This window comes from Blastococcus carthaginiensis (assembly GCF_030731085.1).
GTDB classification, from domain to species: Bacteria; Actinomycetota; Actinomycetes; order Mycobacteriales; family Geodermatophilaceae; genus Blastococcus; species Blastococcus carthaginiensis.
Genome location: NZ_JASNFN010000016.1, coordinates 17408 through 43168 on the forward strand (window position 1 = coordinate 17408; position 25761 = coordinate 43168).

Annotated in this window: 19 protein-coding genes and 2 tRNA genes; 7 read left to right on the forward strand and 14 right to left on the reverse strand. The window is 74.1% G+C overall.

Translation table 11 applies throughout. The features are described from left to right. Window positions 1-3: 3 nt before the first annotated feature. The 3 genes from QOZ88_RS14075 to QOZ88_RS14085 all read right to left on the reverse strand — a co-directional run bounded on the left by QOZ88_RS14075 (window position 4) and on the right by QOZ88_RS14085 (window position 3227). Window positions 4-1554, reverse strand: a complete 1551-nt coding sequence (locus QOZ88_RS14075; protein WP_306000375.1) for an acetolactate synthase large subunit — start codon at window positions 1552-1554, stop codon at window positions 4-6. 109 nt (window positions 1555-1663) lie between these two features. Next, a complete protein-coding gene (locus QOZ88_RS14080; RefSeq protein ID WP_091929226.1) occupies window positions 1664-2164 on the reverse strand; it encodes a MarR family winged helix-turn-helix transcriptional regulator in 501 nt (166 codons plus the stop codon). Window positions 2165-2204: 40 nt separating this feature from the next. After that, window positions 2205-3227, reverse strand: coding sequence for a hypothetical protein (locus QOZ88_RS14085; RefSeq protein ID WP_306000376.1), 1023 nt, complete (start codon window positions 3225-3227; stop codon window positions 2205-2207). Between the two features lie 340 nt (window positions 3228-3567). Between QOZ88_RS14085 and QOZ88_RS14090 the strand changes: the two genes are divergently transcribed. Further along, on the forward strand, window positions 3568-4848 hold the full coding sequence (locus QOZ88_RS14090; RefSeq protein ID WP_306000377.1) for an alpha-hydroxy-acid oxidizing protein: 1281 nt from the start codon (window positions 3568-3570) through the stop codon (window positions 4846-4848). Between the two features lie 169 nt (window positions 4849-5017). Here QOZ88_RS14090 and QOZ88_RS14095 read toward each other — a convergent pair whose 3' ends face one another. From QOZ88_RS14095 to QOZ88_RS14120, 6 genes are all read right to left on the reverse strand, one after another. After that, window positions 5018-7747 carry a transglycosylase domain-containing protein gene (locus QOZ88_RS14095; RefSeq protein ID WP_306000378.1) on the reverse strand — a complete coding sequence of 910 codons (2730 nt, stop codon included), beginning with the start codon at window positions 7745-7747 and terminating at the stop codon, window positions 5018-5020. 215 nt (window positions 7748-7962) lie between these two features. Beyond that, window positions 7963-10203: an MMPL family transporter gene (locus QOZ88_RS14100; RefSeq protein ID WP_306000379.1), complete on the reverse strand. Its 2241-nt coding sequence runs from the start codon at window positions 10201-10203 to the stop codon at window positions 7963-7965. A gap of 400 nt (window positions 10204-10603) precedes the next feature. Beyond that, window positions 10604-11923 (reverse strand): heparin lyase I family protein, encoded by a 1320-nt coding sequence (locus tag QOZ88_RS14105; protein WP_306000380.1) that lies wholly within the window; start codon window positions 11921-11923, stop codon window positions 10604-10606. Between the two features lie 308 nt (window positions 11924-12231). Further along, window positions 12232-12304: transfer RNA gene (locus tag QOZ88_RS14110), tRNA-Arg, on the reverse strand. A gap of 20 nt (window positions 12305-12324) precedes the next feature. Then, window positions 12325-12413, reverse strand: a tRNA-Ser gene (locus tag QOZ88_RS14115). Between the two features lie 166 nt (window positions 12414-12579). Beyond that, a complete protein-coding gene (locus QOZ88_RS14120) occupies window positions 12580-13779 on the reverse strand; it encodes an MFS transporter (protein ID WP_306000381.1) in 1200 nt (399 codons plus the stop codon). 103 nt (window positions 13780-13882) lie between these two features. Between QOZ88_RS14120 and QOZ88_RS14125 the strand changes: the two genes are divergently transcribed. Then, window positions 13883-14413 carry a CGNR zinc finger domain-containing protein gene (locus QOZ88_RS14125; protein ID WP_306000382.1) on the forward strand — a complete coding sequence of 177 codons (531 nt, stop codon included), beginning with the start codon at window positions 13883-13885 and terminating at the stop codon, window positions 14411-14413. Window positions 14414-14544: 131 nt separating this feature from the next. Then, on the forward strand, window positions 14545-14793 hold the full coding sequence (locus QOZ88_RS14130; RefSeq protein WP_306000457.1) for a phosphatase PAP2 family protein: 249 nt from the start codon (window positions 14545-14547) through the stop codon (window positions 14791-14793). Window positions 14794-14800: 7 nt separating this feature from the next. Here the strand turns inward: QOZ88_RS14130 and QOZ88_RS14135 are convergent, their stop codons facing one another. Beyond that, entirely contained in the window at window positions 14801-15136 is a 336-nt protein-coding gene (locus QOZ88_RS14135) for a hypothetical protein (RefSeq protein WP_306000383.1), read from the reverse strand. Between the two features lie 158 nt (window positions 15137-15294). Between QOZ88_RS14135 and QOZ88_RS14140 the strand changes: the two genes are divergently transcribed. The 3 genes from QOZ88_RS14140 (at window position 15295) to QOZ88_RS14150 (ending at window position 17731) form a co-directional block, all read left to right on the forward strand. After that, window positions 15295-15867 (forward strand): DoxX family protein, encoded by a 573-nt coding sequence (locus QOZ88_RS14140; RefSeq protein WP_306000384.1) that lies wholly within the window; start codon window positions 15295-15297, stop codon window positions 15865-15867. Then, window positions 15864-16913 (forward strand): PHP domain-containing protein, encoded by a 1050-nt coding sequence (locus QOZ88_RS14145; protein ID WP_306000458.1) that lies wholly within the window; start codon window positions 15864-15866, stop codon window positions 16911-16913. Before QOZ88_RS14140 ends, QOZ88_RS14145 begins: the two co-directional genes overlap by 4 nt. Before the next feature lie 203 nt (window positions 16914-17116). Then, entirely contained in the window at window positions 17117-17731 is a 615-nt protein-coding gene (locus tag QOZ88_RS14150; protein WP_306000385.1) for a nuclease-related domain-containing protein, read from the forward strand. 27 nt (window positions 17732-17758) lie between these two features. Here the strand turns inward: QOZ88_RS14150 and QOZ88_RS14155 are convergent, their stop codons facing one another. Continuing rightward, on the reverse strand, window positions 17759-19717 hold the full coding sequence (locus tag QOZ88_RS14155; protein ID WP_306000386.1) for an Ig-like domain-containing protein: 1959 nt from the start codon (window positions 19715-19717) through the stop codon (window positions 17759-17761). A gap of 379 nt (window positions 19718-20096) precedes the next feature. Between QOZ88_RS14155 and QOZ88_RS14160 the strand changes: the two genes are divergently transcribed. Then, complete coding sequence (locus QOZ88_RS14160) at window positions 20097-22229, forward strand: Ig-like domain-containing protein (RefSeq protein WP_306000387.1); 2133 nt, start codon at window positions 20097-20099, stop codon at window positions 22227-22229. A 168-nt stretch (window positions 22230-22397) separates the two neighbouring features. Here the strand turns inward: QOZ88_RS14160 and QOZ88_RS14165 are convergent, their stop codons facing one another. From QOZ88_RS14165 to QOZ88_RS14175, 3 genes are all read right to left on the reverse strand, one after another. Further along, window positions 22398-23756 carry a hypothetical protein gene (locus QOZ88_RS14165; protein ID WP_306000388.1) on the reverse strand — a complete coding sequence of 453 codons (1359 nt, stop codon included), beginning with the start codon at window positions 23754-23756 and terminating at the stop codon, window positions 22398-22400. Window positions 23757-23935: 179 nt separating this feature from the next. Next, window positions 23936-24670 (reverse strand): hypothetical protein, encoded by a 735-nt coding sequence (locus tag QOZ88_RS14170; RefSeq protein ID WP_139206170.1) that lies wholly within the window; start codon window positions 24668-24670, stop codon window positions 23936-23938. Between the two features lie 63 nt (window positions 24671-24733). Beyond that, window positions 24734-25519 carry a hypothetical protein gene (locus QOZ88_RS14175; protein WP_306000389.1) on the reverse strand — a complete coding sequence of 262 codons (786 nt, stop codon included), beginning with the start codon at window positions 25517-25519 and terminating at the stop codon, window positions 24734-24736. Between the last annotated feature and the right edge of the window lie 242 nt (window positions 25520-25761).

Consider the following 25761-nt stretch of genomic DNA (forward strand, 5'->3'; position numbering starts at 1 on the left):
CGGTCAGGGCACCGTCAGCACGGCGTCGATCACGTGCGGTCCCGGCTCGGTGACCGCCCGGCGGAACTGCTCGACGAACTCCTCGGCTGTCGTCGCCCGGCTGCCCGGGACGCCCATCCCGGCGGCCAGCGACACGAAGTCCAGATCCGGCCGGCTGAGCTCCAGGAGGTCCCTGGACCGCGGCCCGGAGGCCTCCGCCCCGACGTTGCGGAGCTCGCCCTCGAGGATGCGGTAGGACCGGTTGCTGAACACGACCGTGGTCACGTCGAGCTGCTCGCGCGCCTGGGTCCACAGCGCCGAGATGGTGTACATGGCGCTGCCGTCGCCCTCGAGGCAGACGACCCGCCGCCCCGGGGCGGCGACCGCGGCTCCGGTGGCGACCGGGAGGCCCTGGCCGATCGCGCCCCCGGTGAGGGTCAGCCAGTCGTGCCGCGGTGCACCGGCGGTCGGGACGGGCATCTGCCGGGTGGAGGTGACCCCCTCGTCGACCACGACCGCCCCCTCGGGCAGGAGGGCACCCAGCGCCGCGCCCACGGCGTCCGGGGTGAGCGGGCCGGTCGGCAGCTCGGGCCGCTGCAGGGGCTGCAGGTCGGGCTCCACGCCCGGGGCCACGAGGTCGGCCAGCCGGTCGAGCGCGCCGACGACGTCGTCCGCTCCTTCGGCGAGCACGTGCACCGCGCACCCCTCGGGGACCAGGCTGCTGGGGCGGTCGGGGTAGGCGAAGAACTCCACCGGCGGGCGGGCTCCGACGCAGACGAGGTGGCGGACGCCGGCCAGGCGCGCTGCCACCTGCTGCCCGGCGCGGGGCAGGCGCTCGACGGGCGGCAGGCCGGCCCCGCGCTCCAGCCGCGCCGGGAAGGTCTCGCAGAACAGCCGGGCCCCGGCGGCCCGCGCGACCCGGCCGGCGGCCCGCAGCCCCGCCTCCCGCGTCGCCGCCCCGCCGACCAGGACCGCGCAGGGCTCACCGGAGGTCAGGAGCGCGGCGACGCCGGCGACGGCGTCCTCCGGCACCGGCCGCGGTCCGCCCGCCGGCTGCGGCGCCGCGGGCGCGGCCCCCTCGGACCAGGAGACGTCGGCGGGCAGGATCAGCGTGGCGATCCCGCCGGGGGCCGTGCGGGCCGCGGCGATCGCCTCCGCCGCGTCCCGTGCCACGTCCGCGGAGGTCTCGGATCGGCGCATCCACCGGGAGACCGTGCCGGCGAGCGCGTCGATGTCGGAGTCCAGCGGGGAGTCGTACTGCTTGTGGTAGCCGGCGTGGTCACCGACGACCGGGACCATCGGCGTCGCCGCGCGGCGGGCGTTGTGCAGGTTGGCCAGCCCGTTGGCCAGCCCCGGCCCGAGGTGGAGGAGGACGCCGGCCGGCCGGCCGGTCATCCGGCCGTAGCCGTCCGCGGCGCCCGTCGCCACGCCCTCGAACAGGCACAGGACGCCGCGCATCTCGGGGACGGTGTCGAGCGCGGCGACGAAGTGCATCTCCGAGGTGCCCGGGTTGCCGAAGCAGACGTCGACCCCACCGTCGACGAGCGTCCGGATGAGGGCCTGCGCGCCGTTCATGCCGCACCCCCCACCCGCTCGGACCGTGCGTGGCGGAGGTCACCCTGGACAGCCATGGGGGCACCGTACGCGGGACCGGCCGCCTGCCCGTCCGCGGTCGGCGCGGGCGTCAGCGGCGGGTGCGCGTGGCGGCCGAGACCCGGGCGAGCGCGTCGGTGACGACGGTGGCGTCGTCACCGAGCAGGGTCAGCAGGTGGGCGACGAGCTCGTCGTGCGTGGTGCAGGCCGCCGTCACCCGCGCGCGGCCGGCGGCGGTGAGCCGGGCGTGCAGCAGGCGGCGGTCGCCGTCCACCCGTTCCCGGATGACCAGCCCCTGGGCGACCAGGCGGTTGATCGTGCTGGTGACGCCGGGCCGGGAGAGGCCGACGGCTTCGGCGACCTCTCCCATCGAGGCCCGTTCCCCCGGCGACTCCGCGATGCGCCGCAGCGCCTCGAAGCCGGTGAGGGAGAGGTCGTGGTGGCGGTGGAGCGCCGAGTCGACCCGCCGGGTGATGTGGTCGTGCACCTGGACGATGCGCAACCACGTCTCGGCGGGGCGGGGAGCGGCTCCGGGAAGAGCGGCGGCATCCCGGGGGACGCCGCGCGCGAGCGCGTCCTCGGACAGTGGCACTCGGTCAGGGTCCCCTGATCGGGCGACGGTGAAACCGACCTCAGCCCGCGGAGACCGAACCCACGGCGCGTCGGCCGGCGTGCTGGCGCCCGGCGACCGAGACCAGCCCCGCGGCGGTGGCCACCAGCGCCACGGCGGCGATGGTCAGCGACGCCAGCGAGAGGACCCCGCGAGCGGTCGCGGCCTCCTCGGCGGCGGCCGCGACCTGCAGGGCGACGCTCGTGCCCACCGCGGAGTCGGCCCCGACCAGGTCGAGCGTCGCGGGGCCTGCCGCGGCCGTCTCGGGGATGCGCACGTCGACACGGACCTCCCCGGCGGGGTCCGCGGCGGTGCTGGCCAGCACGGTCTCGCCGCCGTGGAGCAGGACGTCCACCCGCTCGCCGGGGATGAAGCCGGCGCCGCGCAGGACGACCGTGCCGCCGGCCTGCACCTGGGCGCCTCCACCCACGGATCCGGCCGGGACGACCGCCCCCGCGGCGTCGGAGGTGCGCGGCGCCCGACCGCCGGTGGTGGGCTCGGGGCTCGTCGGTGCGCCGGCGCGGCCGGTGGTCGGGGCCGGTGCCGTCGTCGTGCCGGGGGTGCGCGGCGTGCCGGTGCCCGATCCGGCCGACGGCGGAGGTGCCGGCTCGGCGGCCTCCACCCTGGCGGTGGGCGGCGCCGGCGGCGGGGGCGGCGGGGACATGGCCGCCTCGCAGTCCTCGACCGTGGGCCGGGTGAGCGTGTAGTCGGCCAGTTCGTCGACGAAGGCCGGCCCCGAGCCGTCGCGGGCGGTGAACACCAGCCGCGGGTCGATGGTCTCGCCGGGAGCGACGTCGCCGGTGCGCAGCACCACGCTCGCGAAGGGCTCCAGGACTGCCTCGTCCTCACCGGACGGCGTCCGCACGGTGGCGAGGACCACGCTGTAGTGAGCGTTGCCCGCGACGACCTCGACCACGATGCCGCCGGGGCGGCAGCTGGGGCCGTGGGTCACCCGGGCGTCGGGACGGGTGGGGTCGTCGACCGCATGCGCCGGGGCGGCACCGGAGACGGCGATGCCGAGGAGGACCACGAGGAGGCCGGTCACCACACCGGCGGGGAGGGCACCGCGGGCCACCCGCGCCGACGTCGTCCACGTCGGCCCGGCGATCTGCCCGAAACCGCTGTTCAGCCCTGCCCCCTCCTTTCCGATGCGCTCGAGTTCCAGATGATGACGGAAGTGACGCTTCGTTGCTAGCCCGTTACGCGCGTGTCGCGCGTGTCGCGCGGCGTGTCGCGAGATACCCGCCGATCACCCGTCCGGGGGAACCGCAGAACCCCCTGAATCCATCCCGCGCGCTGCCCGGAATCGGCCGATCCCACCCCCGCCCGGGTCGAGCGCCCGGCCCTGCCTCGTCGCCCGTGAGGCGGGTCACTACGGTGGCCGCGTGGACGAAGCAGGTGCCGGCCGACGGCGGCAGAACGAGGTGTACCGGGCCGGCGTGTACGGCCGCTCCCCGCGGGTGCCGGTCGGCATCCGCCGGCTGCAGGAGCGTGCGAAGCGGGCGCTGGACGCCCGCGCCTACGCCTACGTCGCGGGCGGCGCCGGCGACGAGGCGACCCAGCGCGCCAACCGCGCCGCCTTCGACCGGTGGGCCGTGGTCCCCCGGGTGCTGCGCGACGCGAGCGCCCGGGACACCTCCGTGGAACTGTTCGGACGCCGACTGCCCGCCCCGCTGCTGCTCGGGCCGGTCGGGGCGCTGGAGCTGGTGCACCCGGAGGCCGACCTGGCCGTCGCGCGGGCCGCCGCCGCCACCGGCGTGCCGATGGTGTTCTCCAACCAGGGCTCGCGCTCCATGGAGGAGTGCGCGGCCGCGATGGACGGCTCACCGCGGTGGTTCCAGCTGTACTGGTCGACCTCCGACGAGCTCGTGGAGAGCCTGGTCCACCGCGCCGAGACGGCCGGCTGCGAGGCCCTGGTGGTCACCCTCGACACCACGATGCTCGGCTGGCGCCCGCGTGACCTCGACCTCGGCCACCTCCCCTTCGCGCTGGGCAAGGGCATCGCCCAGTACACCTCCGACCCGGTGTTCCGGCGCCTGGTCGAGGAGCGCGCGGCCGCTGCCGGCCCCCGCGAGCCGCAGCCCCGGCCCACCCCCGCGGCGGTGCGGGCACTGGTGACGATGGCCCGCGCCTGGCCGGGCCCGTTCCGGGAGAACCTGCGCTCCCCGCTCCCCCGCGCGGCCGTCGAGACCTTCCTGGCCATCTACTCGCGACCCTCGATCAGCTGGGACGACCTGGCCTGGCTGCGCTCCCGCACGAAGCTGCCGATCCTGCTCAAGGGCGTGCTGCACCCCGACGACGCGCGACGCGCGCTGGACGAGGGCATGGACGGCGTCGTCGTGAGCACCCACGGCGGGCGGCAGGTCGACCGGTCGATCGCGGCGCTGGACGCGCTGCCCGACGTCGTGGCGGCGGTGGACGACCGTGTGCCGGTGCTGCTCGACAGCGGCATCCGAAGCGGCGCCGACGTCTTCACCGCCGTCGCGCTGGGTGCCCGTGCCGTGCTGCTCGGGCGGCCGTTCGCGTGGGGGCTGGCCCTGGCCGGCGAGGCGGGTGTGCGCCAGGTCGTCGAGGACGTCGTCGGGGAGTTCGACCTCACGCTGGGCCTGACCGGGCACACCGCCGTCGACCAGCTGGGCCCGGAGGTCCTGCGCCGCGTCGGCTGATCGTTCCGGACGGTCCCGTGCCGCGGGTTGACGATGTCTGTGGCCTGGGTCACAGTAGGGGCGGGCGGGGGAAGCCGGGAAAACAGTGGCTACCCACTGCTGGGTAGACCGACCAACGCGGCCAGACCGCCAGGACCGGCCCCCCGCCCCCTTTCCGCCGCACCGCTGCTCACCGCACCGCGTCCGGCGGCGTCGTCGGCTCCGTGGGCGGCTGCGGCGGCTCCGGCTCGGCCGGTGGCTGCGGCGGCTCGGGTTCCGACGGCGGCGGAGGCGGCTGCGGCGGCTCCGGCTCGGCCGGTGGCTGCGGCGGCTCGGGTTCCGACGGCGGCGGGGGCGGTTCCGACGGCGGCGGAGGCGGCTGCGGCGTCTCCGGCTCGGCCGGCGGCGAAGGGGGTTCCGGCGCAGGCGGGGGCTCCGGCGCAGGCGGGGGCTCCGGCGCAGGCGGGGGCTCCGGCGGGGGCGGGGGCTCCGGCGGGGGCGGGGGCTCCGGCGCTGGCGGAGGCGGCGGCGGAGGCGGAGGCGGCGGCGGCGGAGGCGGAGGCGGCGGCGGAGGGGGCTCCGGCGCAGGCGGCGGAGGCGGCGGAGGCGGCGGAGGCGGCGGAGGCGGCGGAGGCGGCGGCGGAGGCGGGGCCCACCAGGCGCCGTTGCTGACCAGCACCGTCACCGGCTGGCTCCGGTCGAGGATCGCCCCCGGACCGGGGTCGACGCCGACGACGACACCCGGCGGGCGGCCGCTGTCGACGGCCACCACGGTCGCGCCCAGGTCGCGTGAGCCCAGCAGGCCGCGGCAGCGGTCGGTGGACCGGCCGACGCAACCGGCGGGCACCGTCTCCCGCGTTCCCTCCACGTAGAACGGATCGGCCGGCGGGAAGGGGACCGGCTCCCGCGCGCTGAGGATCGGCTGCATGGCGTCGTGCCAGATCCGGGCCGGCATGCCGCCGCCGAAGCCGCCGACGTCCTGGTTCTCCACCGGGTTGTAGACCATCACGCTGGCCGCCACCTGCGGGGTGTACCCGACGAAGGTGACGGAGAAGTTGTCCTGCGTGGTCCCGGTCTTCCCGGCGATCTGGTGCCCGGGGACGTAGGCGCGGCGGCCGGTCTGGCCCGGATGCCCCGGCTCGACGTCCTTCCGCAGGGCCTGGGTGATCGTGTGCGCCAGCCCCGGCGCCACCACCTCGCTCTCGCACCGAGGGCCCCCGAGCGGCTGCCCGTCCTCACCGAGCAGTGGCTGGCCATCGCGGTCGAGGACGCGGTGGATCGGCGTCGGCGCGCAGCGGGTCCCCCCGGCGGCGAGGGTCGCGTAGGCATTCGCCAGGTGCAGTGGGCTGGTCGCCTCGGCGCCGAAGGTGAACGAGCCGCGGTTCTCCGCGATGACCTGGTCGGCGACCGGGTCCAGGGAGGCCAGCCCCAGCCGCTGCGCCATGCGCACCGGCGCCTCCACGCTGCCCAGCTGGTCCTCCAGCGCCAGGAAGTAGGTGTTCGAGGACATGTAGAGCGCCTGCTCCATGTCCAGCCGCTGGCGGTAGCGGCCGGCGTTCTCGACGTCGTAGGGCCCGTCGCCGTCGCGGTAGACCGTCGACACGTACGGGTCGGGCGTGGTGATGACGTGGTCGAGCCCGAAGCCCTGCTCGAGGGCGGCGGCCGCGGTGAACACCTTGTAGGTCGACCCGGTGCCCTGACCGGCCACGACGTTGAGGTTGACCGTCGTCTGCGTCGGATCGCCCTCGGCGGCGCCGAAGATCCGGTTCACCGCCATGGCGAGCACCCGGCCGGTGCCGGGCTCGACCGCGGTGTAGATGCCGGCGCGGGAGTCCTCCCGGGCCAGGGCTCCCAGGACGGCGGCGTCCCCCGCCTGCTGCATCGCCGGGTCCAGCGTCGTCTCGACGGTGAGGCCGCCGGTGTCGATCCGCTCGCGCGAGATGCCCAGGGTTCCGGTCAGGTAGCTGAGCGCGTAGTCGCAGAAGAACGCACCGAGCCGCACCTCGCGGCAGCCGCGCGGCGCCCCTTCCCCGGGCGTCAGGACGACCGGGGCGCTGCGGGCTTCCTGGACGGCGGCCTGGTCGGCCAGACCCAGTTCGGCCATCCGCGCGAGGACGACGTCGCGGCGCTCGGTGGCCCGGTCGATGGCGACGAACGGGTCGTACTCCGCAGGGCTCTGCACCAGGCCGGCGAGCGTGGCCGCCTGGGCGAGCGTCAGCGCGTCCGGCGTCACGCCGAAGTAGGTCTCGGCCGCCGCGGCGACGCCGTAGGCACCGGCGCCGAAGTAGACCCGGTTCAGGTACCGGCTGAGGATCTCGTCCTTGGTGTACTCCTGCTCCAGCGCCAGGGCGAGCTGGGCCTCCCGCAGCTTGCGGCCGATGCTCTCGTCGGTGGCGGCCTGCCGCGCGTCGGGGCTGGTCGCCGTCTGCAGCCGGATCTGCTTGACCAGCTGCTGGGTGAGGGTGGAGCCGCCCTCGACCACCTCGCCGGCGCTCAGGTTGCGCAGCAGGGCGCGGGCGAGCCCCTTGCCGTCGACGCCGCTGTGGGAGAAGAAGCGGCTGTCCTCGATGGCGACGAGGGCGTCCTTCATCACCGGGGCGATCGCCTCGCTGGGCACCACCGTGCGGTTGCGCCGGTAGAACTCGGCGATGAGGGAGCCGTCCGCGGCGAGCACGCGGGTGTTGCCCGGCGGTGTGCGGTCGAGCAGCTCGTCACCGACCGGGCGCATCAGCTCCGTGCCGGTACGGGTCGCGAACGTGGCACCACCCACGACCGGCACGGCGAAACCGGCGAGCAGCGCCCCGCCCAGCACGACCGCCAGCACAAGCTTCAGCAGCGCACCCCCCCGCCGGCGGCGCCGGACGGGCGTCTCCTCCACCCCGGGCAGCGGCAGGCCGGCGGGAACGGGACGGGGCGACACGGAACTCCTCGGCGCAGGGGGCAACGGCGGCTCCCGCGGACGGGGCCGCTCTCCTCGGTACCCCCCGGATCGCACGGCGCCATCCGAACGGCCGGTCTGTCACGCGATCGCAAAGTCCGCCCGTCGCCCCTGGACACGGCTCCGGGGGTCGATCCCGCGGTCCGCGGGCCCGGACGGACCCCTCGACCGCGGGCTCGACCCCCGGAGCGGGTGGCTCAGTCGCCGGAGAGCACCAGCGGCTCGTCCACCACCTCCCGGCGGGGCACCGGGACGACGGCGGCGGCCGGCACCGGGGCCGGCTCGTGCCGCACCGACGGCAGCCAGGCGAGCCAGCGCGGGAGGTACCAGTTGCGCTCCCCCAGCAGCTGCATCACGGCGGGCAGCAACAGCGCCCGGACGACGGTGGCGTCCAGCAGCACCGCGACCGCCAGCCCCAGCCCGATCTGCTTCATGCTCGTCATCGACAGGGTCACGAAGGTCAGGAAGACGAACACCATGATCACGGCGGCGCTGGTGACCACCCCGGCCGAGGACGTGATGCCCTGCGCGACGGCGTCCCGGGTGGCGAGTCCGCGGTCCCGGGCCTCGCGGATCCGGCTGAGGATGAAGACGTGGTAGTCCATCGACAGGCCGAAGAGGATGACGAACAGGAACAGCGGGATCCAGTTCACGATCGCGCTGGTGCCGTCGAGGCCGATGAGACCGGCGCCGACGCCCTCCTCGAAGACCAGCACCATCACGCCGTACGCGGCCGCGACGCTCAGCAGGTTCAGCACGATCGCGGTGACCGCAACGGTGACCGAGCGGAACGAGACCAGCAGCAGCAGGAACGCCAGCACCAGGACGAAGCCGAAGACCCACGGCGTGCGCTCGGCCATCAGCTCGTCGAACGCCACCGAGTAGGCGGTGCCCCCGCTGACGACGGCGGTCACGTCGTCCAGCGAACCCACGGTCGCCGGCACCAGCTCGTCGGCCAGCGTCGCCAGGGCGTCGCGGGAGGCCTCCTCCTCGCCGTCGCCGACCAGCGGCACGCTGACGACGGCGACGGTGCCGGCCTCGTTGGCCTCGACGGCGATCGGCTCGTTCATCTGCCCGCTGGCCAGGGCGCGCTCGCGCAGCTCGGCGATGGCGCCCTGCACCTGCGGGGCGGCGACGTCGGGCGCCTCGATCACCACCTCGGCCGGTGACGGGCCGCCGGGGAACGCCTCGGTGATCCGGTTGTAGGTCTGGATGACCGGGAGGTCCTGCGGCAGGTCCTGGACGCCCTCGGCGCGCAGGTCCATCGACACCGCCGGGACGGCGAGTGCGACCAGCGCACCACCGGCCACCAGGGCGGCGACGAGCGGCCGGCGCAGCACCGCACCGAGGACCACGGGCCAGAAGCGGCCCGGCCGGTCGGCGGTGCGGCGGCCCACGAACGGGAGCCGGCCCTTCTCCACCCGGTCGCCGAGCCAGGCCATCATCGCCGGCAGCACGGTCAGCGAGCCGAGCACCGAGCAGGCGACGACCAGGATCGTCGCCGAGGCGACGCCGGTGAAGACCGAGAACCCGGTGAGGAACATGCCGGCCATGGCCACCATGACGGTGATGCCGGAGATGAGCACCGAGTGCCCGGAGGTCGCGGCGGCGATGTCGAGCGCGTCCACCGGACCGGCGCCCTTGGCGCGCTCCTCGCGTTCCCGCTTGAGGTAGAAGAGCGAGTAGTCCACGCCGACGGCCAGGCCGATGAGCAGCATCACGATCTGCGCAGTCTGGTCGACGTGCCAGATCTGGCTGGTGAGGCTCAGCAGGCCGAGGGCGCCGACGAACGCCGTCAGCGCGAAGACCAGCGGGAGGACGGCGGCGACCAGCGCGCCGAAGGTCAGCAGCAGCACGGCGAGCGTGATCGGGATGGAGAGGAGCTCCGCGCGCTGGAAGTCGGCGTCGAGGGTCTCCGAGAGCGCGAGGTCGGCGCTGGTGCCGCCGAACTGCTCCACACGGACGTCGTCGTGCTCTGCGGCCACCGCGGCGACCACGTCCTGCACGGGCGCGATCTGCTCGGCGGCGTCGTCCGGGTCGCCGGCGAGATCGAAGGTGACCAGCGCCGAGCGGCCGTCGGCGGAGACCAGCGGGGCGCCGTCGAGCGGGCTGACCAGGTTGGCGACCTCCGGCGTCCCGCGCAGCTCGTCGACGAGGTCGGTGAGCGCGGCGGTGGCGGCGGCCTCGGGGACGCCGGCCTCGCGCTGCACCAGGACCATCTCCGAGGCCGGCTCCGCCCAGCCGTTGTCGTCGAGGATCTGCTGCGCCCGGGCGGGTGCGCCGATCGTCTGCTCGGCCGAGGTCAGCTGGGCCTGCGGCACGAACGCGCCCACGGCGACGGCCGCCAGCACGAAGGCTAGCCAGCCGAGCACCGCCGTCTTCCGGTGCCGCGCGCTCCACCGGCCGACCCGCCCCGCGAGGTTGCGGGATCCATCCATCGTCGTCTCCTGTCCGTGTGCGGGTGTCCGCAGGTCAATCTGCTGGTCAGGCGGGCGTGCGCCCATCCCGTCAGCTGGCCGGTCGGGGATCGGGCCGGCCCGACCATCGGGGCCCGTCCCGTCGGCGGAGAGACTTCCGGAGGAGAGGTGGCCGAACATCAGGGAAACCCCTGAGGTCGTCCCTGATCTTGATCAGGGAGCGGCTCGGACCTGCGGTGCGGGAGCACCCGACCCCGCGCCGACGGTGCGGGCGAGGACGGTCCGGACGACGAGCGGCCCCGCACTCCCTCGGGGTGCGGGGCCGCTCGGTGGCTCGATCACGTGCGCCCGGCGCCGGCACGGTCTCCGGACGGATCGGCGCCCAGCCCTCCGGTGGTCCGTCGGCGCCTGCGGTCGGCGATCAGCCCGCCGGCCGGTGGAGCACGTTCAGCGACGCGACCGACTCGAGGGTGGGGCCGAACCCGATCGGTGCGTGCTGCAGGTGGTGCGACCGCGAGGTGCCGGCCGCCGAGTAGATTCCCTGCTTGATGTAGACCGACTGGTCGGCGTAGAGGTTGGCGACGTTCTCCGACAGGACCTTCTCGCCCTGGTGCCAGACCTCGATCAGGCCCGTCGCCGGGTCCGGGGACCACACGAAGCGGACCGTGAGGTCGTTCCAGGCACCCTTGTCGATCAGGCCCAGGTCGAACGTCTCGGCGTACTGCGCGTCACCGGCGACCCGGCCGCCGGTGCCGCCGCGGACGTCGAGCATGAGGTTCTCGTCGACGTCGGACCAGAAGTGGACGTTCGGGTTGCCGGAGTTCGCCGTCTGGTGCCACTGGGTGAAGATCAGGAACTGGCCGCGCTCGTCCCAGTCGAAATCCGCCGGGAAGAACGTCGACCAGGCCCAGTACTGCTCGTCGCCGGGCTCCACGTCGCCGGAGTCGGCGATGGAGTCGCGCACCTCGGACCGCAGGGTGCCCGTGGTGCCGTTCCAGCCCGTGTCACCGGGGTGGACGGTGAAGAAGGCGGTCCGGGGACTGCCGGGGTACGGGTTCTCCGTGGTGACGCCCTGGGCGTCGGGTCGGAGGGAGTGGACCTCGTCCCACGGGTCCGGGAGGAGGCTCGTGGCGTTCTCGTAGCCCCAGACGCGGGTGGGATGGGTGACGGACCGCTCCGGCTCCGGCTCCGGCTCCGTCGCCGGCGTCGTCGTCGGCTCGGTGGGCGTCGTCGTCGGTTCCGTGGGCGTCGTCGTCGGCTCCGTGGGCGTCGTCGTCGGCTCCGTGGGCGTCGTCGTCGGCTCCGTGGGCGTCGTCGTCGGCTCCGTGGGCATCGTGGCGGGGGTCGACGGCTGCCCGCCCGGGAAGACCTGCACCGCCTGGCTGCGCGCACCCTGCTTCTTGGCGGAGTCGCGGGCCACGACCACGAAGGAGTAGGCCGGCGTCGACAGCGGCAGGCGCGGCGATGTCCAGGACGTGCCGCTCGTGGAGCCGACCACGCGCCCGGCGTCGCTCCGGGTGACGTCGATGACGAGGTAGTCACGAGCTCCGGCGACGTGGGACCAGTCGAGCAGGGCTCTCTGGTCGACGGCCTCGCCGGTGAGCTCGGCCGGAGCGGGCAGCGCGGCGGCGGCCTGGGTCTGCGACGCCAGGGGGCGGGGAGCTGCGAGGGCGGCGCCGGTGAGTCCGGAGCCGCCGATCACGGTCATGGCGGCCAGGACGGCCAGGTTGCGCTTGTTCATGACGTCGGTCCTCGGATCGGGTCGAGCACGGCGGCTGCGACCCGGCGGGCCGGGCTGGCGAGGGCGCCGCTACGGACGCTGACCGAGAGTAGTCGAGCAATTACGACTTGAGGGCGCACGACGCGCACCTCGGGGGGCGCGGAGCGGGTTCAGCCGGGCCACCCGACGTGCAGCCGGGCCACGGCGCGGCTGCAGGGACGGCGCACCGGCCCGACCCTGCACCAGATGCACCCGCACCACCCCGGAAAACGAATCTGCCGCGCCGCCCCCGTCGGGGCTGCGCGGCAGATCGGTGTCTCAACCAGACGTGCACCCGAAGGGATTCGAACCCCTAACCTTCTGATCCGTAGTCAGATGCTCTATCCGTTGAGCTACGGGTGCCTGTGTTCAGTTGTCGTGCGCGGAGGCTCCGGGATTTGAACCCGGGATGGGGATTAACCCAAACCGCATTAGCAGTGCGGCGCCATAGACCGGACTAGGCGAAGCCTCCCGGGGCTCGAGTCGCCTCGGAACCACCGAGGAAAGAGACTACCAGCGCCCCGCGGCCGGTCGTCCCGGGGGTGGGCCGACACCCCCCTCCGCGGACGGCCGAGTGCGCCGAGCCCGTGGCCATCGGGCGGGCGATCACCACGAGCCCGTCGCACTCGGCACCTCGATCAGGCGGCGACCGGTTCCCGGCGGACAGCCGCCACGCGGGGCCCGCGACCGGGCACGAGGGTGACGACGACGGCGGCGGCCGCTCCCGCGCAGGCAAGCAGCAGCGCCCCGGGTACCCCGGCGGAGGTCTCGATCAGCGCGCCACCGAGGGCCGCGCCGATCGCGGAGGCGCCCACGGCGATCGTGGACAGCCAGGTGAACGCCTCGGTGGTGGCGTGGACCGGCGCCAGCGACCCCACCAGCGAGTTCTGCACGGTCAGGGTGGGCGCGATCGCCGTCCCGCCGAGGAAGAGCAGCACGCCCAGCGCCCACGGGCTGGACACCCAGGCCAGCGGGGCGAGGCCGATGGTGACGCCGAACAGCAGCCAGCGGTACTGCCGGGGCAGCGACGCGCTCACCACCCGGGCGCCGAACCACAGCCCGCCGGCGACCGAGCCCAGCGACCAGACCGCCAGCAGCAGCCCCGACATCCCCGGGCTGCCGGTGGAGTCCGCGAAGGCCGGGATGGCCACCTCGAGCGCGCCGAAGCCGAGCATCAGGCCCGATCCGCTGACCAGGACGCGGGGCATGCCAGGGGTGAGCACGGTGCTCAACAGCCCCGCCGAGTGAGCGGGCGAGGGGACCCAGGACCGGGCGGCGCGGGCGACGCCGAGCGCGCCGACGACGGCCAGCCCACCCGCGAGCCCCACCGCCCAGGCCGGCCGGGCGAGCACCGCGAGCGTGGCGACCAGCGTGGGGCCGACCACGAAGACCAGCTCGGTGGCGGTGGCATCGAGGGCGTAGGCGGCGGGGCGGCTGCGCGGGTCGGTGCGCGACCAGAGGGCACGGACGGTGCCCGAGACCAGCGGCGTGCTCGCGCCGGCCAGGGCCGAGGCCGCGATGACGGCGACGTCCGGCGCACCGCCGAGGGTGACCGCCACCAGCAGCCCGAGCAGCAAGGGGTAGAGCATCGACTGGGTCAGCAGGATCGGGCACGGCCCCCGCCGGTCGGCGAGCCGGCCCAGGACCGGGGCCATCACGGCCGACGCGATGCCGAGCGTGGCCGCCGCCAGACCGGCGATCGCGTACGAGCCGGTCTGCTGCTGCACCATGAGCAGCAGCGCCAGCGGCACCATGGCCGACGGCAGCCGGCCCGCGAAGCCGGAGATGAGGAGGACCGGGGCGGAGGGAAGCCGCCAGACGGCGAGGTAGGCACGCACGCTTGCACTCGTTTCGCACTGCAGGGAACGGAACAGTAGGCGGTCAAGGACCGTTGACCGCCTACGCAGACCCGAGACTAGGGACTCGACGGTAGGGAGTCAATTGGACTACGACACCTACGGGTCGACCGCGGTCGAGCTGGCCATCGATCTGGCCAACGCCGACCTGGCGCCCGACGACGGTGTGGCGCGGTTCCTGGCGTCGCACGACGAGTGGTTCGCCACGGGGACGTCGCTGGACCTCACGCCCGCCGACGTCGAGAAGGCCGCCGTCACCGCCCGGCTGGTGCGCGCCGTCGCGCTGGCGGAGTCGCAGGACGACGTCCTCACCCGGCTCAACGAGCTGCTCGCCCTGGCCCGCCCGCGGCCCTACGCCACCGACCACGACGGCGAGCTGCACCTGCACTACGCGGGCCCCGACGCGCCGGCGCTCGAGCAGCTGACGACGACGGTGGCGATGGGCCTGTCGCAGGTGGTGGTGCAGCACGGCTGGCAGCGCCTGGGCGTGTGCTCGGCCGAGGGCTGCGACGACGTCTACGTCGACACCTCGCGCAACGCCAGCCGCCGCTACTGCTCCAACACCTGCGCCAGCCGGTCGACCGTCGCCGCGTACCGCGCCCGCCAGAAGAGCTGACCCCCGGCCACGATCAGGGAACCTGATCATCGAGCGTCCCCCCTCACCGCCCACCGTGAGGGAGGACGCTCCACGGTGGGGGAGGACGTGCCCCGACCGGGTGGGCCGGTCGTCGCCGCGAGCCCGGCAGCCTGTCCTTCCCCAGCGGGCACCCGGGCTCGGCCGCGGCGTTCGTCACCGGGCTGGCGCTGGAGTCGCCCGGGGCCGGGGCCGCGCTCGCCCCGCTGGCCCTGGGCATCGGCTACTCGCGGGTGCACTACCCCGGTGACGTGCTGGCCGGCCTGGCGGTGGGCGGCGCGGTGGCCGCCTCGGCCCGGCGCGGGTGGCAGGTGATCGCCGGGCGCCCCCGCGACGTGGAGCGCTTCGTCGAGCTGCAGTGAGCCGGTGTCACCCGCTGCCGTAGGCCACCAGGCCGGCGGCGAACAGCGGCAGCGCCACGAACAGGAAGACGCCCAGCGGGGTCAGCGCCTCGCCCTGGTCACCCGGCTCCTCGTTGCCGGGACCGCGGCCGAGAAAGGCGTGGAGCTCGGCGGTGGCCATGCGGGGGACCAGCGTGCCGCCGGCGAGCGCGAGCAGCCCCGCCACCACCATCAGCGACAGCGCGAAGCGCACCCGGAAGCCCTCGCCGGTGGCCGCCGACCACACCCCGCCGGCGACCGCCGCCGCCAGGGCCGCGAGCACCAGCGAGCCGACGACCTGGCGCACCGCCGGGAGCAGCGACATGGCGGCACGGTAGCCGGGAGCGGGGCCGCGCGGCCGCTTTCCCAGCGCGAGGGCAGCGGGGACGGCGAACCCGGCCCCGACCGGGTGATTGCCGGGTGGATCTTCGGGGCAGTGCACCGAGCGACTGCCCCCAGGCCCTCCGAGGAAAGAGGTTCCCCATGCTGGTTCGCCGGATCGCCCGGCCCCTGCTCGCCGCGCCCTTCATCTACGGAGGGGTCAGCACCCTGCGCAAGCCGCAGGACCGCGTGGCGGGGGCGCGCCCCGTGGTCGAGAAGATCGCCCAGACCGCCGACAAGCAGCTCCCGGTGGAGCTGCCCAAGGACGTCGAGCAGTGGGTGAAGGCCGACGCCGCGATCAAGGTCGCCGCCGGTTCGCTGTTCGCGCTGAACAAGTTCCCGCGGCTGACCGCCATCGTGCTGTCGGCCTCGATCGTGCCCACCACGCTGTCCGGCCACCGGTTCTGGGAGCACGAGGACCCGACGGAGAAGTTCGGGCAGATCTCGAACTTCGTGAAGAACACTGGTCTGCTCGGCGGGCTGCTGCTGGCCGCCGTCGACACCGAGGGCAGGCCGTCGGTGGGCTACCGCACCCGTCGCGCGGCCAAGCGCGCCGCCGACGTCACGGAGAAGAACTACGAGAAGGCCACCAAGCGCGCCCTCAAGGCGCAGAAGAAGGCCTCCCGCACGGCAGGCAAGAAGACCGGCAAGGGAGCCCTGAAGGTGTTCAGCTGAGCACCCCGCTCCCGCCCGCGGCCGCGCTCCGGAGGATCGCCTTCCTCCTGGAGCGCGCCCGCGAGGCCACCTACCGGGTGAGCGCCTACCGCACCGCCGCGGCGGTCGTCGACGGCCTGGACGATGCCGAGCTGGACCGCCGCATCCGCACGGGCACGCTGAAGGACCTCAAGGGCATCGGCCCGAAGACGGCGACGGCGATCGCCCAGGCGCACCGCGGCGAGGTGCCCGAGTACCTGGCCGGGCTCGAGGAGACCTACGCCGGGGAGCTGCCGGCGGCCGAGGACGTCGCCGCCTTCCGCGCCGCGCTCCGGGGCGACCTGCACGCGCACTCCGACTGGTCCGACGGCGGCAGCCCCATCCGCGAGATGGCCGAGGCCGCCCTCGCGCTGGGCCACGAGTACCTGGCGCTGACCGACCACTCCCCCCGGCTGACCGTCGCCAACGGCCTGAGCCCCGCGCGCCTCGAGCAGCAGCTCGACGTCGTCGCCGCGCTGAACGAGGAGCTCGGCCCGTTCCGGATCCTCACCGGCATCGAGTGCGACATCAACGTCGACGGCTCCCTGGACCAGACCGACGAGCTGCTCGGCCGCCTCGACGTCGTCGTCGCCAGCGTGCACTCCGAGCTGCGAGCACCCAAGGCGCAGATGACCGAGCGGATGCTCGCCGCGGTCGCCGACCCGCACACCGACGTCCTCGGCCACTGCACCGGCCGGCTGGTCATCGGCCGCAGGCAGCGGAACGGCACGCAGAAGCCGCGACCGGAGAGCCAGTTCGACGCCGAGGCGGTGTTCTCGGCCTGCGTCGAGTTCGGCACCGCGGTCGAGATCAACTCGCGCCCCGAGCGGCTGGACCCGCCGCGGCGGCTGCTGACCCTGGCGGTGGAGCTCGGCTGCGAGTTCGCCGTCGACACCGACGCGCACGCGCCCGGCCAGCTGGACTGGCAGCACAACGGATGCGAGCGGGCGGTCGAGTGCGGCGTCCCGGTCGAGCGCGTCATCAACACGCGGACGGCCGACGACCTCCTGGCCTGGACGCGGGGCTGACCGCCGGCGCGGAGCGAGGTGGACGCCCGGGACGTGACGGGGACCGGCGCAGGAACCCGGCGCCCGGACGGCCGCGGCCAGCACCAGCCGGACCACCGGCGGGTCCCCGGTCGCCCCGGAGGAGCGAACCCATGTTCAGGCACCGGCTGTGCCACTACCTTGTCCGAGGTCGTCACAACCGCCCGTTCGGGATGGGCCACGCCATGACGCTGGGGACTACCGCGACCACCACCGCCCTTCTCGCCGGGGGCGCCAAGCTCGTCGACGCCCTCCGCGTCGTCTCCGTGGCCGCTGCGCAGCTGCACAGCTGGGCAGCGACGACGGAAGGGCGGCGCCGGACAGGGATGGTCCTCCGGTCGCTGGACCGTGCGGAGTGGCAGGTCACGCGGCTCGTCCGCCTGCCCGACGGCGGCCAGGCCGACCACCTCGTCATCGGCCCCACGGGCGCGTACCTCCTGGACAGCAGGGCGTGGGGCGGTGTGGTCACGGTCGACCACAAGGGGGCCACCATCACACCTGGCGGTCGCCCCGAGACCGCCTGGACCGCCCGGGGGCAGCACTGCTCGTTGGCACCCGCGGCTGCCGCCCTCGGCCGCACCGTCTCCACGACCGGCCGCCGCTCCGTCGCTCCGCGCGCCGTCGTCGTGGTCTGGGCGACGTTCCCCGAGCGCCTCGCGGTGGCCGGAGGCATCACGTACGTCGCCGGCGACCACCTCGCCGAGTGGCTGTCCGACCGCTCCCGGCACTCCGACCGCCAGGTCGCGCTCACCGGCCGTCACGTGCTCCCCTCCCGGTGCGCCACCTCCTCCGATCGGTGACCGCTGACGCCGACCGGCGCCCCGGCGTCACGCCCTCGTCGTGAAACTCCAGCCGACGTCCGCCGCCAGCCGGTTGCCGGCCAGATCCGCCACCCCGCTCGCTCCCCCGACGACCGTGGCGGTGAAACTCGTCCGCGCCGGCAGCGTCGCGCTCGGGTTCAGGACGTACTTGTTCGTGTCCTTGCTGCGCTTCACGACGGCGGTGACGACGGCGCCGGTGGCGGAGTTCCTCAGCACGAAGGTCTCCGTGGTCACGTCCTGCACCGGTTCGCTGAAGGTCACCGTGACGTTGCCGGTGCGGCTGAACCTCGTCGCGCCTGGGGCCGGGGTCTTGGCCGTCACCGTCGGCTCGACCGAGTCACCCGGGGGCTCGGCAGCCGTCGCCGTCGTGAAGGAGGAGCTCTCGGTCTCCAGCGCGTTGCCCGCCAGGTCGCGGATCGCATCGGGTCCGCCGGTCAGCGTCACGGTGTAGACGGCACCCGCTGCCAGGTCGGAGGCCGGATCCAGGGTCCAGGCCGTGCCCGAAGGGTCCGAGGTGAGCGCCGCCGGGACGGGGGAGCCACCATCGGTCGTCAGCGTGAACGTGCTCGTCGTCACGCCCTGCACCGCCTCGCTGAACGTGGCCACCGCGCTGGTGCCGACCGCCACCTCGGTCGCGCCGGCCGAGGGCGAGGTGCCGACCGTCGGCGGTGCGACGTCGCCACCACCGCCCCCACCGCCGTCGCCGCCACCGAGGTCCATCTCGGCGTGGACGTACCGCTTCTGCCCCTCGGCCACGGCGAGGACGACCAGGCCGGTCTGCGCCGTGACCGGCTCCTTCGCCCCCGAGGCATTGTTGACGACGGGCTTGGCGTCCACGAACGGAGCCCCACGGCCGGTGGGGAAGCTGATGGTCGACAGCGGGGACTTCTTGTGGACGATGTCCCCGCCGTTGCCGGGGGACGTCGCGAGGAAGTAGAGCTCCTGGTGCGTGGCGTCGACCATGATGATCGGGCGCGTGTGGTCGTCGGCGATGGTTCCGGCCGTGGCGAACGCCCAGGTGCCCTGACCGTCCGACGGCCCGCTCCGGCTCAGCACCCCGACCAGCGGTGCGCTCGCGGGGGCGCCCGCCACGTCGTTGGCCGCCGTCTTGACCGCGGCGAAGATGCGGCCCTGCGGGTCGCCCACGAGCTGCTTCAGGTTGATGTGGTCGTCGACCGAGCTGAGGGTCGCCGTGGCGTCCTCGAGACGCCAGACGTCGTCAGGATCGGCGTCGTCGTGGATCGCGAACCAGAACCTGCCGGTCACCTGGTCCGAGTACATGACGCCGACGCTCGAACCGAACGCGATGACCGCGGAGAGGTCGTCGGACTTGATCGAGGTGTCGACCACCGACGGCAGGAAGCCGGCGGTCCAGTTGCCCCCCGCTGGATCCGATCGGGCGACCCACACCCTGGAGCCCCGGGTGTAGGTGACCCAGAGCCTGCCGAGCGAGTCCTGGTCGATGCTCGCCGACTCCGACCCCCCGCCGCTGTTCACGCTGACCGGGAAGCCGGGAGCCACGGCCCACGACCGCGTCGCCGAGCTGTAGGTGAAGGCCGCCACCTTCAGGTTCTCGCCGCTCACCCGGCTGGCGACGTACAACCTGCCGTCCCGCGCGCTCCAGAGGGCATCACCGGAGCTGTTCAGGCGGCTGTCGACGAGGGTCCCGGTGGTGCGCCAGGTGTGGTCGGGCAGCAGCTCGTGGATGTACACCTGACTGCCGCCCGCGCCGACCATGAGCGCCCACCACGCCCCGTCGAGGTACCAGAGCTTGCTCTGCGGCTTGTCCGCGCTGGGCCGGGTCACCGTGGACGAGTACGTGTGGCCGAGGTAGGTGACCGGCTCCCCCACCGCGGCGGTGGCGGGGACCGCCGGAGCCAGCAAGCCGACCGTGGCGGCCAGGGCGACGAGGAGGCGCGTGGGCTGCGGCCGGCGGGGACGGCGCGGGCCGGACGTGGAGATCATGGGAACCCCAGGAGGTTGCCGGCTACGACGCCCGGCACGCGTGTGCGACCTGGATGGCGCACGTGCCGCGGACTGTAGGAGCGTTCCGTCACCTCGGGCACCGGCGGCCACGGCCGGATCCGATCGGCACGGCGGTCGGCTGCGCGGTCCGTGCCGGACCGCCCCGGGACGACGACGCCCCGTGGTCGAGAACGGCGACGCTCCGTCCCGCTGCACGCACTCATCGCAACGAGGCGGGCCCCGGGTCCGCAGGGTCCCTGTTTCTCGGGCTGTTCGGGCCGATGGACCTTGTGCCGCGCCCCGGCCATTCCTAGCCTGCAGCAACCTCGTCGCCTGCCGGCAGGACGACGACCGACGGCCGACCAGCGGGGTGGGGCAGATGCGTGAATCCGATCGACTCGCGAGAACCGGGGCTTCGCCGCGCGGCTCGGCGCGACGCGCATGGAACGGACTGCGGGCTGCGGTCGTCGTCCTGGCCGCCGCCGCCGTCGTCGTGGGTCTGGCACCCGCCGCCTCGGCCGCGTACGGCACCGAACCCGTCGGGCCGGCGTGGGTCCCCGACGGCGGCGTCCACGCGGTGGTCGCCGGCGGGAGCACGGTGTACGTGGGTGGGTCGTTCACCGGAGGGGTCGCGGCGCTCGACGCCGGTACCGGAGCCCTGAAGTGGCGGGGCAGCGCCAACGCGGACGTCCGTGCGCTCGCGCTCACGTCCGACGGCACCCGCCTGCTGCTGGGCGGCGCCTTCACCACGGTAGGCGGTGCCACCCACCGGAAGCTGGCGGCGGTGAACGCCGCCACGGGTGCCGTGGACAACACGTTCAAGCCCGCGGTGGGCGGCACCGTGCGCGACATCGTCGTCGTAGGGACCACCGCGTACTTCGGTGGTCAGTTCACCAAGCACAACGGCGCGGCGCAGGGGGGCCTGGGCGCGGTCAGCACCACCACGGGCAAGCGGGTCACGACGTTCACCGCCAGCACCAACGGGCAGGTGTACTCGCTCGGCACCAACGGCACGCGCCTCTTCTTCGGCGGCAAGTTCACCACCGTGAACGGCCAGCCGCGCAACTACCTGGCCTCGGCCACCCTGTCGTCCGACACCGTGGACGCGTGGGCTCCGCCGATGGCGTGCAGCGGCTGCAACGTCATCTGGGACCTCACGGTCGACGCCGCCCGCAACCGGGTCTACACCGCCGGACGCAACGCCGGAGGGCTCTACATCCTGGACACGAACAGCAGCACCCCGATCTACCGGCTCGGAGGCTTCAACGGCGACACCCAGGCGCTGACCCTCGCACCCGACGGCAGGCTCTACGTCGGCGGCCACTTCGTCAGCGTCGGCGGGGTGACGCGGATGCTCGTGGCCGAGTTCGACGTGAGCGGCACCAAGCCGGTGCTCGGCCCGTTCTCCGCGAACTTCGTCACCGTGTGGCCCGGCGTCTGGGCAATGGCCAGCTCCAGCAGCCGTCTGTACGTCGGGGGCGACTTCACCCAGGCCGGCACCCAGAAGAAGTTCCCCTACTTCGCGATGTTCCCCTCCGGCACCGCTCCGGCCGACACCACCGCGCCCACGGTGACGGCCACCAGCCCCGCGGGCAGCACGGTGCCGCTGTCGACCAGCGTCACGGCGACCTTCAGCGAGGCCGTGCAGGGGGTGAGCACCTCGACCTTCACGCTGACGCCGACCGGGGGGACGGCCGTGACCGCCACGGTGGCCCAGGGCAGCGGCAACACCTGGACCCTGGACCCGGCGGCCGACCTGACCGCCGGCACCACCTACACCGCGAGGCTGACCAACGGCATCACCGACGGGTACGGCAACCAGCTCACCGAGACGAGCTGGACCTTCAGCACCGCCGCACCGGCCGGTGACACGACCGCGCCGACGGTGACGGGCACCAGCCCGACGGGCGACGCCGTTCCCGTGGCGACCAGCGTCACGGCGACCTTCAGCGAGGCCGTGACCGGCGTGAGCACCTCTACCTTCACGCTGACGCCGGCCGGCGGGACGGCCGTAGCCGCCACGGTCACCGAAGGCAGCGGCAACACCTGGACCCTGGACCCGGCGGCCGACCTGACCGCCGGCACCACCTACACCGCGAGGCTGACCAGCGCCATCACCGACGACGGCGGGAACGCCCTCGCCGAGACCAGCTGGACCTTCACCACGACCGCCGCCACGGAGGGCGACACCACGGCTCCGATGCTCACCCACCACACCCCGTGGGCCGACGCCAAGGGCATCAGCCGGACGGTGAACATCACGGCGACCTTCAGCGAGGAGGTGACGAACGTGACGCCGGAGACCTTCCTGCTGACGCCGACCGGCGGCGGTCCGGCGGTCACCGCCGCGGTCCGCTACAACACCAGGAGCGGCAAGTGGGTGCTCGACCCGGGCGTGACGCTCGCGGCCGACACGTCCTACACCGTGACGATCACGGACGGCGTCACGGACCTCGCCACCCCGCCGAACCAGTTCGCGGGCTACTCCTGGAGCTTCACCACGGGCGCGTGACCACGGGCGTCCGGCCGGCCGCGGTGAGCCACCGGGACCCGCACGGCCCGCGGAACGGACACCCGGGCCAGCCGGGCGGCCTCGACCGGGGCGCCGGACCCCGGACGCGGAGGACCGCCGCCCGTCCCGTGAGGGACGAGCGGCGGTCCCGGCCGCACAGTCGTGCGATCAGCCCTGCCAGCCTCGTGGGATCACCTCGAAGTCGGCCCAGCTGATCTTGCCCTTGAGGGCATCGGTGGTGAGGTTGGTCCCGGAGTAGTGGTGCGGCTGCGACGCCTTGATCTGCGTGCTGGAGCCGCTGTTGTCACCGATGTAGGCGCCGTGCTCCTGCAGCGTGCGGGCGATGGCGAGCGCCGCACCGGTGAGCCCGCGGGCCTCGAGGTCCAGGTCCGGGCGGATCCGGATGCGCTCGCCCTCGGCACCCCACCCGGCCTTGTCACCCTCTGCCCCGGTCATGGGGTGGACGACGCCGTCGGCGGTGTTGGTCTCCACGAAGAAGAGGTGCAGCACGTGCCCCAGCCCGGTGCCGTTGGCGATCGCCTGGTCCAGCTGGTCGCGCCGGATGACCATGGCGTCCGGGATGCGACCGCGGCTGGTGAAGTTGCGCTCGTCGTCGCTGGCGGGGTTGCGCCCGTCCAGACCGTTGGAGCCGTGCCACATGATGCCGGCGTTGGACACCGTGATGGTGCGCGTGGCCTTGTTCGGGACGGCGTCGGCGAACTGGACCGTGTAGCCGAACACCGTGTCGACCATCACGCCGGGCCGGTCCTGGTCGCCGGTGGGGAAGCTGTCGGCGACCGAGTCGGCCATGTGGAAGCCCTGGGTCCGCAGCACGGCCAGGCGCGGGTCGGACGTGTTGCCGCCGGCCAGTCGCCACACCGGGTCGTTCGCCGTTCCGACGTGGTAGCTCATGGCCCAGTCGGGGTTGACGTTGATCTTGGGCCAGTCGATGCCGGCCTGGTCCGGGTGGCTCGCCATGAAGGCCCGGAACTGGCTGGTCCGGGCAGCGTCCACCGGCGCACCGGTGACCCGCGACCGGAAGAAGGAGCCGGCCCCGTAGGGCAGGCCGGACTGGCCGGCGGGCCGGACCGTCGATGCGGCGGTGCTGCCCTGCTGCGCCGGGGCGACCGGCGCGGGCGCCTGCGCGGCGGGCTCGGGAGCAGCTTCCGCCACCGGGCCGGCAGGGCTGGGCGTGGCGCTCGCCGATGCCCGGGCCTCGGCGCGGGCGGCCGCCCGCGCCTCGATCCGCGCCCGCCGCTCCTTCACACGCTCGGCACGCCGCTCCTTCCACGACGAGGACTTGCCCGCCTCCTCCAGTGACTGCGAGACACCGGCGGCCACAGCCGGCTGCCGGGTGTCGGCGGGGGCGCCGTAGAGGACTGCGACGGCCAGCAGCAGGGCCGCCGTCACGGCGGTGAGCGCCACGGACATCGGGATGCCCAGCCGGCGACGCGCCGGTGCGCGGTGGGAGATCGAGGGGGGAACCCGGGCGGAGTGCCGGCCGCGGGAGGGGGTCTGATCGAGCACGGGAAGCCTCACGGTCAATAACGAATCGTTACCGCACGGAGACTAGGCGTAGTTGCACAGTTTCGGCCAGTGATTCTGGCAAGAAAACTACACTGTACGTATTAACACAGATACTCTCCGCAGCGACCTGGGCGCGCCCGGCAGCCGCCCGGCTGCCCGCTGGCCAGCGGATTGGTGCCTCAGGACGCCGTGCGCGCCCGCTCGAGGTAGCGCTCGTACAGGGCCGTGGCCTCCGACAACTTCTTCGCGGTCCGCGGCCGCTCCAGCAGTGCGCGGAGCTCGTCCTTGCGGCGCGACCGCTCCACCGAGGGCCGCCCGACGAGCGACTCGACCACCTCGCCCCCGGTCTCGAGCCGGTTCATCTCCTCGACGAGCCGGAAGGCACGCGCCTCGTTCTCGGGGGTGGCCTCGAACCGACGGAACGAGGTGCCGAAGCGCTCGTTGACCTGGTCCAGCACCGAACCGAAGTCGCTGGTCACGCGGTCGAACGGGGCGACGACGAAGCCCTCGCGGGCCGGCCAGGCGGTCCGGTAGAAGTCCAGGTACTCGACCAGGGCGTCGTACGGGGTGAGCGTGGGCCGCCGCACCAGGTAGGACAGCACCGCGTCCCGCGGCTGCCGGATGAGCACGATCGTCGGCAGGCCGAGGCGCACCGCCCGCAACACGTGGGCTGCGCCGTGCAGGTGCCGGCCGACGTGCGGCTCCGGCCCGTTGGCGATCTCGAAGGCGGCCACGCCGAAGGTGTTCCCCGAGCGCAGGAACCCCTCGATGACGATGGCGGTGTCCGGCCGCGCCAGGGTCGCCCTCTTCTCGGGGCGCACCTTCATCGCGGCGTCCCAGAGGTAGGGCGTGCGGGCCAGCGGACGGCGGGCGTAGTGGCGCGCCCGGTCGGCGCTGCTCAGCAGTGTGCTCACCGGCTCATCCTGCTGGCCGGCGAGGCGGTCGAGGGCGTTCGGCATCGCGACTCATCCCGTCGGTCAGTACCCCTCCGGGAGCACGTCCCAGTACCTCGGGCTCAGCGGTAGCTCGCAGAGCGCGTCGGCGGGCAGGTCCCACAGCTCCCCCCGCCCCTGGATGCGGGTGTCCTCCAGCTTCAGCGCGGTGACCCCTCCGGAATCGCCGATGTAGAAGCCGTACTCCTGCAGGGCCCGTGCGATGACCAGGGCCTGCGGCGGGAGGCCGAGGGACTCCAGGTCGACCGACGGCTTGATGCGGAACCGCAGGCCCTGCGGCGGCGCCGCGGGGTCGGAGGAGTCCCCGTCGCTGCCCACCATGGGGAAGACCGCCCGGGACGAGGGGTCCGGCCCGGAGGCGACCTTGAGCACGTGCTCGATACGTCCCGCGGACACCTCGTCGAAGCGGGCCATCATCACGGCCGCGTTGTTGCCCCGGTGGCTGCCGCGGTTGCGCTCGTCGGTGGACTGCCCGGTGCGGACGTCCAGGCCGTTGGAATCGAGGTAGGTGACGGTCGCGCCGCTCGCCCGCCAGGTCCGGCTGTCCGCGTCGAACTCGGCGTCGGTCAGCGCGACGACGTAGCCGCGGTCGACGTCGAAGAGCGACATGGATGCGTCGTTGTTGTCCGCGGCCAGCGCCCCGTCGGGGATGCGCAGGTCCTGCAGCTCGGGCGGCGGGTCGTCCTTGCCGACGGTGACCTGGTAGCTCGGGTCGTCCGACGAAGCCCAGTACACGGGCTGCCCCCACGGGCTGTCCTGCGCCCCGGCCAGCCGCACGCAGCCACCGGCAGCCTCCTCGGCGGTGCTCATGTACCGCAGGATGTCCGTCGCTCGCGGATGACTCGGCGCGTCGGCGGGAACCGGCGTGTTCCACCAGGAGTCGGAGGTGAAGGCGCGGAAGGGGTCCCCCTCGACGAGGGGGGCCTCGCCCCGGTCGACGGGCTCGCCGGGCCGGGGCTGCCGCGGCTCCGCCGTGCACCCGTTCAGGACCAGGGACAGCACGAGGATGCCGGCGCCGCACGTCGACGCGTGCCGACGCCGCCGGCCTGAGC

Excerpts from the sequence above, each read along its gene's own strand:
- QOZ88_RS14075 (WP_306000375.1), bottom strand. The coding sequence starts at position 1,554 with ATGAACGGCGCGCAGGCCCTCATCCGGACGCTCGTCGACGGTGGGGTC.
- QOZ88_RS14100 (WP_306000379.1), bottom strand. The coding sequence starts at position 10,203 with ATGGATGGATCCCGCAACCTCGCGGGGCGGGTCGGCCGGTGGAGCGCG.
- QOZ88_RS14105 (WP_306000380.1), bottom strand. The coding sequence starts at position 11,923 with ATGAACAAGCGCAACCTGGCCGTCCTGGCCGCCATGACCGTGATCGGC.
- QOZ88_RS14135 (WP_306000383.1), bottom strand. The coding sequence starts at position 15,136 with ATGTCGCTGCTCCCGGCGGTGCGCCAGGTCGTCGGCTCGCTGGTGCTC.
- QOZ88_RS14140 (WP_306000384.1), top strand. The coding sequence starts at position 15,295 with ATGCTGGTTCGCCGGATCGCCCGGCCCCTGCTCGCCGCGCCCTTCATC.
- QOZ88_RS14150 (WP_306000385.1), top strand. The coding sequence starts at position 17,117 with ATGACGCTGGGGACTACCGCGACCACCACCGCCCTTCTCGCCGGGGGC.
- QOZ88_RS14155 (WP_306000386.1), bottom strand. The coding sequence starts at position 19,717 with ATGATCTCCACGTCCGGCCCGCGCCGTCCCCGCCGGCCGCAGCCCACG.
- QOZ88_RS14160 (WP_306000387.1), top strand. The coding sequence starts at position 20,097 with ATGCGTGAATCCGATCGACTCGCGAGAACCGGGGCTTCGCCGCGCGGC.
- QOZ88_RS14175 (WP_306000389.1), bottom strand. The coding sequence starts at position 25,519 with ATGAGCACCGCCGAGGAGGCTGCCGGTGGCTGCGTGCGGCTGGCCGGG.